This window comes from Tessaracoccus zhenghani, from assembly GCF_054552775.1.
Genome location: NZ_CM137275.1, coordinates 706,653 through 723,312, shown reverse-complemented (window position 1 = coordinate 723,312; position 16,660 = coordinate 706,653). Strand labels below are relative to the sequence as shown.

At 59.1% G+C, this 16,660-nt stretch carries 9 protein-coding genes; all 9 read right to left on the bottom strand.

Annotation, left to right across the window (positions count from 1 at the left end; genetic code table 11):
- Nucleotides 1–15: 15 nt before the first annotated feature.
- The 9 genes from ACX1DX_RS03450 to ACX1DX_RS03410 all read right to left on the bottom strand — a co-directional run bounded on the left by ACX1DX_RS03450 (nt 16) and on the right by ACX1DX_RS03410 (nt 16,545).
- Nucleotides 16–2,079 (bottom strand): ATP-binding protein, encoded by a 2,064-nt coding sequence (locus tag ACX1DX_RS03450; RefSeq protein ID WP_459398170.1) that lies wholly within the window; start codon nt 2,077–2,079, stop codon nt 16–18.
- A complete protein-coding gene (locus ACX1DX_RS03445; RefSeq protein ID WP_459397670.1) occupies nt 2,079–3,473 on the bottom strand; it encodes an SIR2 family protein in 1,395 nt (464 codons plus the stop codon). The genes ACX1DX_RS03450 and ACX1DX_RS03445 overlap by 1 nt, the downstream gene beginning before the upstream one ends.
- Nucleotides 3,466–5,628, bottom strand: a complete 2,163-nt coding sequence (brxL, locus tag ACX1DX_RS03440; RefSeq protein ID WP_459397669.1) for a BREX system Lon protease-like protein BrxL — start codon at nt 5,626–5,628, stop codon at nt 3,466–3,468. Before brxL ends, ACX1DX_RS03445 begins: the two co-directional genes overlap by 8 nt.
- 9 nt (nt 5,629–5,637) lie before the next feature.
- Entirely contained in the window at nt 5,638–8,136 is a 2,499-nt protein-coding gene (gene pglZ / locus ACX1DX_RS03435) for a BREX-1 system phosphatase PglZ type A (protein ID WP_459397668.1), read from the bottom strand.
- Nucleotides 8,133–11,495 carry a BREX-1 system adenine-specific DNA-methyltransferase PglX gene (pglX, locus tag ACX1DX_RS03430; protein WP_459397667.1) on the bottom strand — a complete coding sequence of 1,121 codons (3,363 nt, stop codon included), beginning with the start codon at nt 11,493–11,495 and terminating at the stop codon, nt 8,133–8,135. The genes pglZ and pglX overlap by 4 nt, the downstream gene beginning before the upstream one ends.
- A gap of 12 nt (nt 11,496–11,507) precedes the next feature.
- Nucleotides 11,508–15,023: a BREX system P-loop protein BrxC gene (gene brxC, locus ACX1DX_RS03425; RefSeq protein WP_459397666.1), complete on the bottom strand. Its 3,516-nt coding sequence runs from the start codon at nt 15,021–15,023 to the stop codon at nt 11,508–11,510.
- 2 nt (nt 15,024–15,025) lie between these two features.
- On the bottom strand, nt 15,026–15,634 hold the full coding sequence (locus tag ACX1DX_RS03420; RefSeq protein WP_459397665.1) for a DUF1788 domain-containing protein: 609 nt from the start codon (nt 15,632–15,634) through the stop codon (nt 15,026–15,028).
- The gene (locus ACX1DX_RS03415) at nt 15,631–16,254 is read right to left on the bottom strand and encodes a DUF1819 family protein (RefSeq protein WP_459397664.1); all 624 of its coding nucleotides are present in this window, start codon (nt 16,252–16,254) and stop codon (nt 15,631–15,633) included. Before ACX1DX_RS03415 ends, ACX1DX_RS03420 begins: the two co-directional genes overlap by 4 nt.
- Nucleotides 16,255–16,347: 93 nt before the next feature.
- Entirely contained in the window at nt 16,348–16,545 is a 198-nt protein-coding gene (locus tag ACX1DX_RS03410; RefSeq protein WP_459397663.1) for a helix-turn-helix domain-containing protein, read from the bottom strand.
- Nucleotides 16,546–16,660: the final 115 nt, after the last annotated feature.

Sequence of the window (16,660 nt, the reverse complement as noted above, 5' to 3'; positions counted from 1 at the left end):
ATCGGCAGAGTGGTCCTAGTCGAGATCACCCTGCCAATCCGAGACGACGCGATCAATATGCCCAGGTAGATCCGCGAGCTTGCTGGCGTCTTTCCATGCCGAGATGAAGTCCGGATCATCGCTCTTTGGAGGACTCTCGACATCGCGGATACGGACCGCAACAGGGACACCGGTGCTTACACCGGTGACCAGCGCGTGCTGCTGCGCCAGGCTGGGTAGCTGATCCAAGAGAGCCCGCGAGCTCAAAGCTGTGGCGTGCCGAAGGATGCTCTGGTCGGCCTCATGGGTAAGGCGATGCGCGATGACTGTTCCGCACTGGGCAACTACCGTTTCGCTGAGTTCGCTTGGTCTCTGACTCGCGAGAAGAAGCGAAAGCCCAAATTTGCGACCTTCCTTCGCGATTCTCTCAAAAACCGAAGCAGACCTACTCCCGCGCCCCTCGGCAACTTGTCGCGACGGAATGAATCGGTGTGCTTCCTCAAGCACGAGCAACATGGGGTGCGCTGCCCGCGGCTGACTCCGAACGGTAAAGTCAAACAGAATTCGGCCGAGCAACGCGGTAACGCTCTCCAGAACGTCATTTGCAACGAGACTGAGATCGAAGATCGTTACTGACGGGCCTTCGTTCTGTGTCGCAGTCTGTTCCCGATAGTTTGCTGCCGCTGGCCAATCCGATGCACCGTCGCCCTCCGTTGGGTCGATGCCCATCAGCGCCTTGAGATAGCTACCTAGTGGATCCGCGTGTTTCTCGACGCGGGTGATGAAGTCGTATCGACCGTCAGCAAGAAGTCGACTAAGACGCATTTGGAGGGTGGCGACGTAACCGGCGATTTTCGTATCGTTCGCTTGCTCCATCTGAATGCGGTTAGGAAGGAAGAAGTCGCACAGTTCCTGGAGCGAGTAATACACCGGAGCATCGAAATCAGGCGCAGCTTGAGCACTGCCCAACCCAAGCGCCCCAAATGCTGCCGATACCTCGCGTCGGATCGCGACAAACATGCGCGCGAGCACATCCCGCTGAGGAGCCGTTAGGGGGGCCCACTGGACGTTGGCTACTGCTGCCTGTGGAATTCCAGTATCGAGGATCACCTTGATCTGTGACCACTGAGCACCGCATAGACTCACCTGGCTTACCTGCGTGCTGGCCAGAGTCTGCATCCCCTCAAGCTGCGCAAACGTTACGTCCGACCCGCTCTTGGTGTTCGAAAACGCTCCTTCGATGATGCCCATCGAGCTGAGCATGTTCTGCAATCGGAGCATCTCAATGTTTGTTGTAGCTCCGGCAACTTTTGCGTCTGCGATAGACCGTTGAAGCACGGGAGCTTGGACCCCCTCGCTGGCATTGAGGAGGTGCATGTGCTCCTCGTTGTTCAGGAACCAATGCGGCAAGAAAAGTCCAGAATCCTTTCCCGGTTTCGGGCCGAGAACCAGTGAGCGGGTCTTCTTCCCTCGCCAAGTTGATGAGGCGAACGACTGGGCATACTCGCCATTGATATCAAATATGACGATGTGCCCGTTAGGAATCTCGTGGTCGAGCAACCCGTCGATTACGGCAGTAACAGTGCACGACTTACCCGAACCAGTCGACCCGACGACGGCGCAATGATGTGCGAGCAGGAGGTTCGCGTCGAGGTGGACGGCTTGCTCACCCGCGACCGCCGACGTGCCAATCCGGAGGGATGGTCCACCCTTGGGAAGGAAGATGCTCTTTACCTCGTTAGGGGTGGCTGACCGCACTGGCGCGTGGAGTGGCGGATAGCCCGTGAGTCCCGATTTGAAAGCATCACCCTCGAACCTCCCGACCACGGTGGCTTCGAGTTCGTAGCTCGCGGTGTCGTCTTGGCTCAGCAGTTCACCGGCGCGCTTCGGATCTTGGCGGCCGCTGATGTAGACGCTGCTGACGATGCCTACGACACGGTGCGCGCCAGCAGGCACAGTGATGTAGGAGTTGACTACGCCAACCGTCTGAAGTCCGTCCGGTCCGACCTTCGTAAATCCCTTCGCTCCGACGTCCAGTGCGACCCGGATCGTCGTGCTGCGGACGTCTACGACCCGCCCGATGACACCGGCGCCACCCATCACAGTTCACTCCCCGAGATCGGAGATGCGCTTTCGCGGGTAGCCCGTTCCAGTGCTTCGATGAGACTGGCAACGGCCGTTGGCGTTGCGCCTAGAGAGGCCGAACCGGGCATGAGTTTGGCGAGTTCTGTGAACTTTCCGTACTCACCTGTGAGCACTGCGATCCTTGAGTCTGATGCGGTTGCGAGTGCCGCGATAGCCGTGGACTTCAGCGAACCACCAATGTCGCTCAAGGACTTCTGAACGTCGTCCGTTGTGACTGCCTCGAGCGCATCATCACTCAGCACTGCGACAGGATCAGCGACGAAGACACTCAGCGCTGAATTGGTTGCCAAGCTGCGGAGCAGGAGACGGTTGATGTGCGGATCGGCAAAACCGTAGCCGGTTACTATCACTGCAGTGTCCTCTTGCTGGACCGAGTCTCCGAGCAGCCGGAGCAAGTCGGAGTACGGATAAGCAAGAGTGTCGCCCTCTTTGGCGGAGGTCGGGTAGATCATTACGAGGTCATCGTCTTGGGTGGCCCCTTCGCGTTGCCTGACCTCCAACGATTCGAGGCCAGTCACATGGTCACGGGCGGTGAACGAGTGCCAGTTGAGACTGCCGTGAACCTTGTGGAGATACAGCGCTCCCTCGGCACGGGCAAGCACCGACTGCGTGGTCGTCTCAACCCTGTGGAAGTCCAGACCGTAGAACGCGAGGTTTAGGCGACGATCAACCGTCCCGCTGAAGCCGTCGATGTACGGATACCCGAGTTCATCAAGAGCACTCTCAACGACGAGGTCGTAGTTAGTCGTGAATATCCGCGGACGTGGAAGGTTGGACCGACGGCTGCGCATGATCCGAGAGAGGAAAGTGCGGTGCGCGAGCAGCGGATCTGTGTCGAATGGCGGGTCTAGTTTCTCGCTGGGACGCGGCAGCCGACACGCCTCGGCGAGCGCACGGTTGATCCGCCGTCGGAGGCCATCAACTTGAACCTTCGGGTAGGTCTTCGCCTCGTCGCCTGAGCCAAGCACCACCTCGCCAAGGCCCGCTTGTGCCGCCAAGGACCCAGCGAGCTGAAGCCCGTTCAGCAACTGTTCCAAGTCGCCATTGTCGGTTGGGTTGATCGTAGCGAGCAGCGAAGAGTCTGTGCCTAATGGCGTTGCTCCGGTTTTGGCGATGAGTCCGAGCACCTGCTCGTTTGTGAGGTTTCGAGTCTGCGGCGACCCCAGATGAAACGAAGCGCCCGATCCAAGGAGCACAACTAGATTCTTCACCTGCAGGAGCGAACTCAAATGGTCACGAACGACCAAGGCCTCAGTTGAGGTGATGACTTCCTTAACGACGCCACCCACAAGGAAGAGCCCCTTCGGTCCGGTCTCCACGGGCGACGAGACGTTTTCTGATTCACTCATCGATGTCTCCTTCGCGAATGTAGGTCACACCGAACGCGCGCACCTGGCGGAACTCCTGACGACTGGTACCGAAGTCGAACCATCCACCGTCGGACTTCTGGAAGATGTCTAGGCCCCGGCCGAGGTTGATACGCCAGTCCGTGTCGGTTCGGATCCAACGGTCGTGACCACCGGGATCCTTCGCCACGTTCACCTTGATGCCTTGCTGGGCGGCGCCCTGCACGATGTCGTTGAGCATCCGGAGCTGCTTCGGCTGATACTCGGGATCTTCGTCAAGCACAGTGAACAGGTTGAAGATCACCTCGTCGGCCGGGTCTTTCGCCGCGGCGATCATCGCGAGCAGCTCAACGAGATTGCGCCCCTGGTGCCCTTGTCGTATGTAGGGATCGTGCAGTTCAATCTCGGTTGCGCCCTGCAGATACGGCATGAGCAATGTCTCGTAGGAGATGCCCCGCTGATTCTCAACGAAGTCCCGCTGCCCCTGGAATAGTTCTGCCTGAACGGGCTCGGATTCGGAAACGAGTACGAGCGTCGACGACTCCGACGCTGTGGACCACATCGGCGCGTCGCTCCCCGCCGACGCCTCGCCAGTAGGAGCCGCCAAGCCACCACGGTGGTAATGCAACGGGTACTCGTCTTCCTCAAGCGTCGTAACCGCCGACCAGCCCCCGCCGAGCGAGTTGTAGCCGAATTTCACAGCCGTCATCGTGGTGTCGATCCGGAGGATCTGATCCTTTACGCGCTTGCGCCCCTCAATGGCAAAACGCAGGATCTCTTCAATCTCCGTCGGCGTCGCTTGCTCATGCGGGTAGAGCAGTTTCATCAGACCAGAGAAAGTCTTGTGAATGGCGTCGCGGTCACGGGTCGAGATGTCCGATCCCAGCGTGAAGTACTGCTGGTAGCGGTCGGAGTAGTCGAGGTTGCGCATCGACTTGAGCACCTCGGCGATGTAGTCAACAACGAATCCGTAGCCGTCCGAGAACATTTCGCTGCGGATCGTGTCGACTTCCCAACCAGGGATGTAGAAGTGCAGCCGGTCGAGGAAGGCAGGGTCGTGGTAGCTCTCGGGCAGCTCATCGAACAGGTCCGAGTTTTTGAGCATGTACGGAACGGTGTGCGAGGTATTACCGATGAACACCATCGAGGCCTCGGCGCCAAGCGTCTCGACGCCACGGGAGAACGACTTGTTCGCCATGTAGTTCTTCATGATGTCGACGATCGCCTTGTCGGTGCGCTTCTTCTTGCCCGCGAACTCATCAAAGGCAACGACGTCCCAGTAGCCGACCAGACCGAGGCGCCCGTTCGCGTTGTTCACGAACAGCTTCGGGACGGTAACCTCGCCACCGGAGATCAGCATGCCGTGCGGTGAGAACTCCGAGTAGATGTGTGACTTGCCGGTGCCCTTGGGGCCAAGTTCGACGAGGTTGTAATTGCGCTCGACGAACGGGATCAAGCGAACGAGCTGCAGCAGCTTCGCACGTCGACCAAACATTTCGGGGTCGAATCCGATCGACTGGATCAGCAGGTCGATCCACTCGTCGGTGGTGAACTCTGCCCGCGCAGCCAGGTAGCCGTCGTAGTCGAAATTCGACATCTGAATCGGCTTGAGAGATCCCAAGATCCACGGAGAGACGCGCGTGTCTTCGGTATGGAAGTACTCGACATCGCACAGACACCAGACTCCTCCGACAAGCAACTTCTGATGAGCGCTTACGGTGGCAGAGTCAACGACGATGCCGCTGATCCCGAGATTCGCGAACGTGGCCTGGTAGACATCGTCCTTCTCGTTGAGAGCAACGCTGACTTTGTCGATGATCCGGTAGCGCCCACGCTCCTTGATCTTCGACTTCACCAGCTCCGACTCGTTGCGGTGCACATAGTGCTCGGCAAGGATGTTCCGTACCGTCTCGATCCCTGCTTGAATCGTTGCTTCATCATCGGATGCCGCGTACTGGCCAAGCAGATACTCCAGCACATACGAGGGAACAATCGCGTTGCCTTTGACAGCCTTGACGAGGTCCTTGCGGACTACCGCTCCGGCGAAGTGCTCGTTGATCTTGCGGTCAAGCTCACTCGGCTGCAGGCTGCTCTCGGATGCACCGTCGAGGCCCTCCTCCTGGGGAGCTGCCCGGGTCAGGTCGATCTCGTCGCTCATAAACGCTCCTTAGAAGTCGAAATCCGTGGTGAAGGAGCGCTTGAGCGTGTACGGGACGCTCTTGTACTTCTTCCACTCGCCGGTGTCACCGATCGGCTCGGAGAGACGGAATTCCACGCTTTGGTTGTTTGCCGCATCGGCGTCCTTGCTCAGCAGTAGCCGGATGCTCTGGAAGCGGTCGCGCCCTTCGAGGCTCTCGGCGTCGAACAGCAGCTCAGGCTCGTTCGAGATCAGTTGCTCGCCGAAATAAAGGCCTGCGCGGAGCTTCCGCGCTGTGCGCTGATCGGTGACCGCGCTCTGCTGGTAGAGCTTGACTACGATCTGGCCGGTGGTGATCTTGTCGGACTCCGGGTGGATATCCACGTTGATCGACTCCACGGTGTCTGAGCGGCCCTTGTTTATCGAGATGACGGGCACCACGATCTCCTGGAGAGACGCGCCGCCGTGAACGAACTGGAACCCCGCGCCCGGTTTGACGATCCGGCAGATCGAGTTCGGGATCTGCACCTCCAAATCGCTCGACAGCCCGAGCTGCTCGGGCATGAACAGGCGGAATGCGTCGTCATCTTTCAACCCACGGCCCAGAACGTACCGGCGGTTCTCGACCACGAGCTTGTCGCCTTGAGGCTTCACTGTCAGGTTGAACTGCGGCGCCAGCGTCGACTCCTGGTATAGGAAACCGTGGTCTGCGGTGACGAAGATGTTCGTCGCGTTCGCGCTCGCAAGCTTCTTGACGATGTCGACGAGTTCGTCGATCGCATCGGCCGCTGCTTTGAATGTGCGGTGCTCCGAGACCGCCTTGTCGCCGGTCGCGTCGATGGTGTCGTGGTAAACGTACAGCACCTGATGCGCCGCATAGAGATCGCGCCGCTCAGCGGGCTTCATCTTGAGGAAGTCCGTGGCCTGAATCGCTGTACCGCCAACGGTGGCGAGGATCTTCGAGCGGTTCAACGTGCCGTTCGAGGGTTTGCCATCGACGAGCACTGGGTCGCCGCCTTCGGAGTGCGCAAGTGTCTCGTGTGGGAGCAACGCGGCCATTCCGAGCTGCGTGTAGCTGGGCAACACGCCGAGCATGGCCTCGATCTTCGCCTCGTACTTGTTCTCACCGCGAATCGTGGACGCAAGCTCCTCAGCGACCTCGTAACGCATCGCGTCGGAGATGATGACAACGGCCTTCTTTCGGCCACCTCGCACGACCGGAGCAATGTAGTGATCGTAGAAAGAACTCTGCGAAGTGAAGCCGAGAGTCTTCCACTTCTCGATCTGGTCAACCTGTTCCTGCCAGCTGATCCCCAGTTTGGAGAGGAAGTCGGTCACGTACGCGTTCTCAACCTGCTCGTTCAGCGCTTCCAACGGTTGCTTGAACTCGGCAGTCTGTGATGCGACCGTGTACTGCCGGTAAAGCTGGTCGATCCGGAAAAGGTCGTCGCGGTAGCGGCTGATCCCGTTGTCGAAGTTAGACACATCGAGACGAGCAGAGCGAATCGCTGGGATCAAATCGGCCGCCGCGCCAAGCGCCGCGTACAGCGTGGCGTAGTCGTCAAACCAGACGCTGTCACGACGACGAGTTCGGATCGTCTCAGCGATGTCACGCGACGCGATCGTCTGAGACCCAATTCCTTCGATCAGGTGCCGGATAATCTCTTTCTCGCTCGCATCGAAGACGTCGATGGGTACGAGTTCAGAGAGCGATGCCCCCGCGGCCTGCTCGGCGTAGTCGAGGTCGGTCTCCGCCTGGCGCGCGAGCGTTTTGAGGGCCTCCGCGCTACGCATCGAGTCACGAAAGCTGCGGAAGTCAATCTCAATGTTCCGAGCCGCATTCGATGTTGTGGCCGCGAACCCGTCGCGGGCTTGCTTGAACATCCACAACACGAACCCGGCCACGCTCGGCGAGCCGGAGTCGTAGCCATAAATCTTCGCGGCACCACCCCAATGGAAGTCGGCGAGACCTTGCCTGACGAGCGCCTCATAGCCCGAGGTGTGATCCGCGGCGTGCTGTACCAGCAGTGTGCGAGTCAGCTCGGAGAAGCTGTGCTCCTTTTGCCCAAGCACCGCCGCGCACATCTTGGCCCGAACCGTAGCGAGATCGTCATCGGGGCGCAGCAGTAGCTTAAACTTCGCAACCAACTTCGCGTCGCCGAAAAACTTCTCATATTCAGCAATCAGTTCATCTGAGCCATGCGAGGTGAGGCCGAGGTCAGCTTGCATGAGCGCACCGCGGTCTGCGGTGAAGACGCCGTATGCGAGTTCGAGATCAAGTAGCCAGTTCCCGGGTCCCACGGGTACGGGACCAGCCCGGTACAGCAGGAACCTCGTGCTGGGCTCGTCACGCAGCACACGACACTTGATCCCGAACTCATCATTCTCAACTCGTAGCACCGTTACCTCGGTCGGCACCTGAGCGTCGACCTCGGTGGCGTAGTTGCCGTCGCGGTCATGCCATATGACCAACCGATGTTGTGCAAAACGCGCGGCGAGGTGACCGCGGATCGAAGACGCCTTGCTCACTCTGGCGCCTCCAGACCGGAGATCTTCTTCAGTGCCGGATAGAACTTGGGGTAGTTCGCCTTCACTCCGTCATCGAGGTCGATCACGATCTGCTGGGTCGCCAGCGGGTACAGCACGTCATGGTCGTAGTCACGAAGTTCAGCCAGTACCTTGCGAAGACGATCAGCTTCCTTCTGCGCCTTAGCCGAAACCTCATTCGTAGCGGACTGCTCAGCATTGGCGAGCGCAACTTCCAGCTTGGCCGTGTACTCACGCAGATACTCGTTCAGCACTGTTGAGACAGTCGAAGGATTGTACCGATGCATGTATATCAGCGCATTGAATGAGCCCTTCGGGCTAGAGAACATCCAATAGATCGGACGCTTCTTGTACCGCTGCACGTGGTCGTCGTAGAACTTCGACTTGCCCGACTTCGTGATGAAGTAGTCGCGCAGCGCTCTCACGCCCAGCGACTCCTCCACGAAGCGTAGGTTCTCTTCGAAGTGCTCTGCCCCAAACGCTATGCGCAGGAACTCGCGGAACCGCTCGGCGACGTCGTCTTCGAACCAGCCATCATCGACAAACGGGATCACGTTGTCGGCATCTGGGAGGAACGACGGCGAGGGAACCTTCGCAAGGTAGTCCTGGAGCGTAGCCCCCTGAGTGGTGAGGATCGGCCCTGGCTCGTCGGGACTGAAACGGCCAAACATGCTTCCCACAGCAACTGACACGACACCGCGTATCCGTTCAGAGATATATCCATCGGGCACCCCATCCTCAACGAATACGGACCGGGGCGTCACTCCAAAATCAGATGCCACTACATACTCAGCCTCGGAGCGGAGCGCTCCCTCGCTCACGAGGGTCGCTTCTAGAGATTCGGTCTCGCCCTTAATCCATGCTTGAAGCGTTAGCCCATGGACGGGCTTTCCAAAGTCCAAAAACATACGACTTGTTTCGGATCGAGAAGATCGGTCGCGCGCGTTCTCAAGTCCTGCCTCGCCAATTTTATACAGCGTGTCGAGGGATTTCTGTTCTAGCTGCGGAAGCGCGACGACGTCCGCTACATAGTTATTGATTGTGGGATTGATCGCCCAGAGCAACGCGGCCATTGTCGGTGTGTTTAGCGCCGCACAATACGCGAGCGCAAGCTTCGCGGAAGAAGCAACAAGAGTCGGGCTGGCCGAACTAAACAGATCGCTGGCATTCCGCAGCCGGAACGAGTTTTCGACTGCACCCACCATTGACCAAGTAACGCCGGGTGAGTCGAAAGTAGCCGCTTTTGGAAGCCCGCCGTGTCGCTCATATTCAGCCACGGCAGCAGCGCTCCAGTCCACGACCTCCTCGTCGTTGCCATAGTAGGCGGCTTGCCCGCCACCATTATGAAAAGGACGCCAACGTGCAGCTGACGAATCGATCTCCCAGTGGTAGCGCACGTACTTTGCGTTTCCATGTGTCTTCAGACGACCACCAGATGCCATGACGGAACCTATGCTGGGGCGGCCGAAAACCGCCCGCTCGTTGAGGGAGTACGTGATCGGCGATCGCGGAACAACCAAGAATTCTTGCGGGCGCACGTTAAAGACGTTCTCGCCTTGTTCGATCGCGCCACGCAGTTGAGCACGCTTCTCAGCCTCAGAGCGACCGTTCGTTAGATTTACAAATACGCTAGTAACGTCTGCCGACGCTTCGCGCTGGAGGACGAATGCGGACGTGGAGACAACTGCCCCGCTAATCGTGTCGAATGCCCCCGTTCCTAGATGCAGCATGCTCTGCACGGGCGCCCAGTCAAGTATGTGTCGTCGAAGCGTCTCAAAGGAGGCAAGGAACATCCAGGATTGCATGGTCACCATCGCGCAGAGGCCGCGCGACACGACAAGGCTGAGGCTGCGTTCGATGAACATCGCGAAGAGGTCCGCCTTCGACCTGGGATAGTCAACGCAGGAAAAATCCGTCAGCCGCGCGTCCATCGTCGCACTACTCATATAGGGAGGGTTCGCTACCGCGATTGAATACTTGCGAGCCAGCGCTGAGGCTTGTGCCACTGCGATCCGAGCGTGTTCAATAGTTCGACCGTGCAGGATGTCGCCGTCATCTGCGAAGGTCTGCAGGTGCGCAGCGAGACGGGCAGTCACACCCGGGTCAGGCTGAATCAACGAACCCAGCGTGTCTGCATGCTCAAACTGGTTCCAAAAGGCTTCTTCCACATTGCGGTCTCCTCCTTTGGTAGCGAGGAAATCAAGCTCTTCGGGGTCAAACGAGATCGGTTCGATCACGCGGATCTTCGGTTCCACCTGTTTGGTCAAGAACGTGCGTTGCTTAGCCCGGGCCTTCATCGTGAGCGCGAATGCTGCAAGCGCTCCTGCGCGCGGATCGATCTCTGTGCCATAGAGATTGTGAGTGAGGATCAGACCCGGGATCTCGGAAGGCGCGTATCCCTCTTCCTCATAGATTGCGTAGAGCAGGTCGAAAGCATAGGTGAGCATGTGGCCTGAGCCGCAGGCAGGATCGATCACCGTCAGTTCTTCGGGGCCAGTGATCGTCAGGAAGTCAGTCTCTTCCTCGACGGGTACGATGTAGTAGTCCATCCGGTCGACGACGCGCGATGTCGGGCGGTTGAGCATCCAAATTCGGCCTAGTGAATTCTCGACGAGGTAGCGGACAATCCAGTGTGGGGTAAAGAGTTGAGTCGCCGCGGGGATGTCAGCTGCGCCACGCTTCGCCCGGCTGTCAAATATCTCTTGTTTCCGTTCGGATATATAGAATTGGTATAGCCAGCCAATTATTTCGACGTCGTCGCAGACTTCTTCTGTGAGTACTTCGCGAGCGCGGGAAAGAATCGATCCGTCAGCAAGCAGGCCAGTCGGCACGAGCAGCTCCGTATAGTCACCCTCTCGCTCGAACATGAATGGCATCGACTTGTGCCAGTGCCGGCAGTATTCAGTGAGCAGAAGCGCGTACGCCTCACCCTCGGGATCGCTGCTACGTCGAGTACCGTCAAGCAGACCATTGATCGCGTCGGTGGCGTACTTGTTGCCTACGACATCGGTATCGAGGTTGCCGCGCTTGGCGTCGGCGAGAATCTCTGGCTGGCCGTGCGCCTGGCCCAACGCGGGTGAGACGACACCGGCGTCGGTGTAACCGCGAGCATCCATGAACCGCAGCGCAATGATGCGGTTGAACCAGGTGTAGGCGACCTTGTCGATCACGTGCGGGCGACCGTGCGCAGCGATCTCGAATTCGAGCCTCTTCACGGCTTCGGCACGCTCGCTGCGGGCGACGGATCCAGGGCTAAGCACCGCAGTCGCCCGTGCGTCAACCGCGGCAAGAAGGTCACGGCGTGCCTGCGTGGCGAAGTGCTCCAGAGGTTTGGTGTCCATGTTCCGGCCGTCCTAAAGCGTGATTCGCTTGTTGTCATGAATGGTCGCCAGCAGGGTCGTGCGGAGCTGGTCAAGATAGCCGTCGACATCGGCCTCAGTTTCGAGCACCTGTCCCGCTCCCGGCAGGACAAGCTTCTTGATAGAGATGGCCTGCTTGACCGGGGCGGGCGACGACACCCGCTCGGGATTCGGGACAGCGCCGGTCGGCGTTGGCTCGGTCACCAAGACCGGCCGTGCGGCGTCCAGCTCGTCAAGGATCTCCGGATAGATCGTGTCCGCGAACTGTGAGGCGAGGTTCCTGATCCCGGGGATCTGCGTCTCGTGCCGGACTCGGTCGAGCACCGCCTGAGCCTTGTGAGTGACTGACTTTTGCGCAGCTTCGGTAGCGTCGCCGTATGCCTTGCTGGCGGGTACTTGATCCCACCGGGCTTTGATCTCGTCGTCCGCTGCCGCACGTTGCACGCCGATCACTTCGCCGAGTTGTTCCTCGATCTGCTTGATGGCGGCACCGAGCTGGGTTGTTCTATTGCCTCGGAAAATCTGCGGGTCTTCAAGCGCCGCCTCGATGTCATCCGTCGCGCCGCCCGGCAGATAAGCGAGGTTGGAATGGTTCGCCCGCATGAATGCTGCGGCGTTGTCATAGATGCCGCGCTGTGCGCCATTGAGGAACGCCTTGATCGGATCGATAGCGTTGTCCTTGGCATCAAGGAGGTCGTCGGCTCCGGTGAAGTCGGTCACGAACCAATCGTCTTTGTTACTGCACAGCTCGGTGAGCAACCGGACCGGCTCATCGAGCTGGCTGATGAATGGATACCCGGCGCCACTGCGCAGCGCCTTCAGCTCAGCAAGTTTCGCCGCAAGGTGCTCCTTTCCAACCCGAGCGAGCTCGAGTGGATCCTTCGAAATCACACCATCGTCGGTGAACTCAATAACGAACCTCCGGAACGCGCTCACGGTCTTCGGGTCAAATACCCGCTGAGGGGCGATGACCATGTTCGGGTAGCTTTGTGTGTTGCGCAGCGCCGAAGTGATCTCAGTACGCGCCAGCACCTTGCCGTTGAGCTGGATCTCAATCCTCGACTCACCCGCGAGGTAGCCGACGACCGCGGCGACTGACCATTGGTCCCAGCCATACGGCTTCATCGTGTACTTCTCAATGAGGTGTTTCATCGTGACTTGCACGTGGCGTTTGCCGCTCATTTCCAGATGCGCGAGGACATCGTCGCCCGGCACGTCCAGCATGCTGGCCGCCTCCTCGAACAGCCCTCCCTCAGGCGGGTTCACGAAGGTCGAGAGCTGCTGCTCACCGAAGGTCTTACCACCCAGCAAAGTGAGGTTGGTATAGGTAGCGGCGATCACCTTTTGGAAGCCATCGTTGATCCGAGTGACGGCGTCGGTCGAGTTCACGTCGAGAACGCCCGCGTTATGAACCAGAGTCGAGCGTCCGACCGCGGTGCGGAGGCGCTCGACGATCTCCTTCTCCCGCTCCGCATTCTGCGTGCCCTTGGTCTGCAGGATGGCCTGCTCGATTGTTGTGCGGCTTGAGCCCTGCGCACGCTTGACGTACTTTTCAGTCTTCAGCAGCAGCCGCAAGTCGGCGAGGATCCGATCAGCCTCGGCAGGGAGCACGACACGGAGTTCATCGAGACCTGCGCTATGGGCCTTTATCTGCTCCAGACTGAACCCCATCTCGGGGCTGGTGAAGTGCAGCGAGAGCTCGTACTGCTTACTCATTGCCTGCCCGTCGAGCTTGAAACCGACCGGGAAGTTCTGACCATTCTTGCCGTAGACGACCTTGGTGGTCTTGATGACCGAACCGGTGAGCAGGTCCGAGAGCTTTTTGGAGACTTCAGAACTGTCGATGTCGACGTTCTTAATTTCCTGCTCGATCTTCTGTTCTTCGTTGGTCAGGTAGTCGTAGATGTCGCCGTTTCGCTGGATGTAGGTCTGCGCTTCCAGCGCCGCGAGGGCTTCGTTGACGTCTTTACCCAGCTGGTTGAGGCCGGTACCAAATCGCTCGTACACCAGCACGGTGAGGTTACGCGGAGTGGCCTTGAACGTGTCCACATACTTGACGAGGAAGAGAGCCTTGAGCAGGCGCACCGCGAGTGGCGGGAGCGATGAGCTGCGTTCCGCATCCATGATTGCGCGATGGCTTGCGGCCTTCAGCGAGGCACGGATTCCTTCAAACATTTGGTCGAACGACGCCAGCTGCCCAAGCGGTTTATCGGCCAGCGCCCGGGCGACTTCCTGAACAACGCCTAACATGGATCGCTCACCAACCGAGCTGTTGCGACCCTCGAAAATGTTGTGATCGCTAATGCCCTCAATCGCCGATTGGAAAAGGGGGAACTGGTAGCTCACGAACGGGTAGGTACCGACGAAGTGACTCTCGTCGCGGTAGTTCGGGTAGTGGCGACCCTCGACGAAGTCGAAGAGGGTCTTGAAGTTCGCGTGCTCACTCTCGTAGAGCGCGGCGACGTCGGCTCTAGCAGCATCACTCTTGTCGAGCAGGCGTTTGCGGATGACCTCTTCTACGTCTTGGCTGGTGAGCTTGAGCCGGTTCTTGAAACGGGCCTGAATCTTAGAGAAGTCGTTCGCCTGTGATTTTGTGCGGTCACCGCCGACCTTCTCCATGTCTTCCTGCGAGGTGACGACGATCCACGCTCGCCCTTGACACTTGGTGGCCAGAGATTCGGCGATGGTCTGGAGGTTCAACATCAACTGGCTGTTAGTGCCGATGAACTGGCCAACCTCGTCAACGAAGAAGTTCAGGCGGAACCCGTCGGGCTGCTGGTCGAGCCAGGCCGCAACCTCATCAGCGAAGTCTTCGATCGAGACCGAATAGTTGGTGCTGTACTGGCGGATGATGCCAGGACTCTCAGACCCGTTGACCTCGGCGAAGGCGTCATCGATGTGCTTCGCTTCGAGAGCGGCCTGTTCGCGTCCTTGCGCCCACGGGATCCCGGCGATCCGTTCGAAAGCAACTTTGAAGGCGTTGTACTGGCCGCGGGCGTCGAGGTCGCGCTCGAACCGAGCGATGTGGCCTTGGTTTCCGTAGAAGCCGCGTGACTCGTCGAAAATCTTCACAAACACCTTGAGAAGGGCGTCGTTTTGATCTTTTGAGATCAGGGTGGCTTTCTGGTCGATGTTGAACAGCAGGCTCTTCGCGGCGATGCGGTCTGCCTTCTCGATCAGCGCAGGAAGGAAGGCGCCATCGGCCTTGGAACGGAAAACCTCGGAGACCTTGGCGCGCGGGTAGCCGTGACCGTCGATGTCGCCGAGCAGATGCGCGAGCATCTTCAGCAAGTGCGATTTACCCGATCCGAAGAAGCCCGAGATCCAGACGCCGTTGGCGTTCGAGTAGTTCGTGTACGCCTCCAGCACGTGTTCGAGGCCCTTGGCCGCTTCGTTTGTGAGGACGTACTCCTCAACCTCTGTGGCCAGCTGCGAGATGTCGTCTGCTTTGATGACACCTTCGATCTCCCGGCTGATCGGCTTGGCGAAGATTTCGTTGATCTGTGTCATCGTTACGCTTCCTGCTCCAAAATGTCCTTGGCCCGGTAGTAGCTGTCGCTTGCGCTGAGATCGAGCGCGCGCAACTGGTGGCCTCGCGCCTGGGTGAACTCGTACGTTCCCGGGAACCAGGCGAGCATTGGCCTGCCCACCACGACACTCTGGAGGTTCTCCAGAACCGTGTGCGTGCGGATGAACGGGAAAACTTCACCAATCCCGGTCAGAAACACAATGTCGCTAGGGGTTTCAGTCAGGAGTTCACGGATCGCGGGGGCGATGTGGTCGTGTGGATCCAGCATCCCCTGCAACATTTCACGGAACTCGGACTTGTCTGTCTCTGGCTCTAGCGACAAGATGCGCTGCCACACGCCGCGCTCTTCCAGAAGCCGAATGGCGAGGTCATAGAGATTGACCTTAACAACACTCAGTCCGTCGTCGCTGCGGAGTTTATTGGTCACCCGTTCCCGCATCTCTTCGGCGCCGAGTGCCCATGCAGGCGGGAAATGGTAGATGAAGAACGGCACCTCTTTGGAGAGGCCTTCCATCTTCAAGAACCGATGACTACGCAGCACGTCGTAGACATGCCTTTCATCGCTGGTGAGGCTTCGCTCGGTCGTGCTCATCGCTGCACCTCTACTGGCAGAGTGGTCGGGAAGAAACGGATGTCACTCGGGCTACGTGTGGCAAGGGTTTCGTGGATGCGCTGCGAGAGCACAGCGGGGATGATGTCGCCGTGCTCACCGAGCAGCCCCGCTTCGTGAAGCATCCGGAACGCGTTTTGTCGGAGCTTGGCGCGCGTCGAGGGTTTCAACTCGTCAAGCTCGGTGTGCCACAAGATCTTGCCCGCCATGAATCGCTCGAAGTCGTCGGCGCCGAGAGTCGGCGTCATCAGCAGGAACCGCTCGCGAATGACCTCTTCCGCGAAATCGCCAATCAGGTCGTAACGACGGCATGCAGCCGCCCACATGAGGTGGCAGCGCTCGGTAAGACTCGACTCTGCGAGGAGTTCGAGTTCCGCGTCGTCGAGCACGCCGAGCCGCTGAATTGTCTCCCTCGTCACGCGAAGGCTCGACGAAGTCGTACGCGCCTGCAACAGATTCTGCTCAGTCGCTGTCTGCCGCACCGCCATCCAGTCACGCGTCCGCAGATACACAGCGACGATCACGTCTGCCTCGCGCACCAAGAGGCCACCGCTGGTGAACGATAGCGCGTAACGTTCGTGCGACTCGGTACTGATCATCATTGGGGCCTCCTTCCGGGATTTGGGCAGTGGATCAGGATATGAGGAACCACCGACACTGGTGGTCGGTGGTTCAGCGCAACTGGTTCGGAGCGGTCACCTGCGCACTGCCTCATCCGGAGCAGCTGCACCTCCTCGGCGCACCCAGTCGTCGACTTCGCTCGCCTGGAACTTCCAGAGCCGCCCAATCTTGTGGGCGGGCATCCCCTTCTCGGCGATCCAGGTGTAGACGGTGTCCTTGGTGACGCCAAGATGGGTGGCAATGTCGTCGGCAGACATCCATGGCTCGGTCACATCTCTCCTCCGTCTCGACCTGCGCAGGCCGACCTTCCCGATGATATCGGAGTGACAGCGGGTTGAGTAGGGTTTTTCCGGGTGTGATCGGACCATCGACTCCGATTGTTCGGAC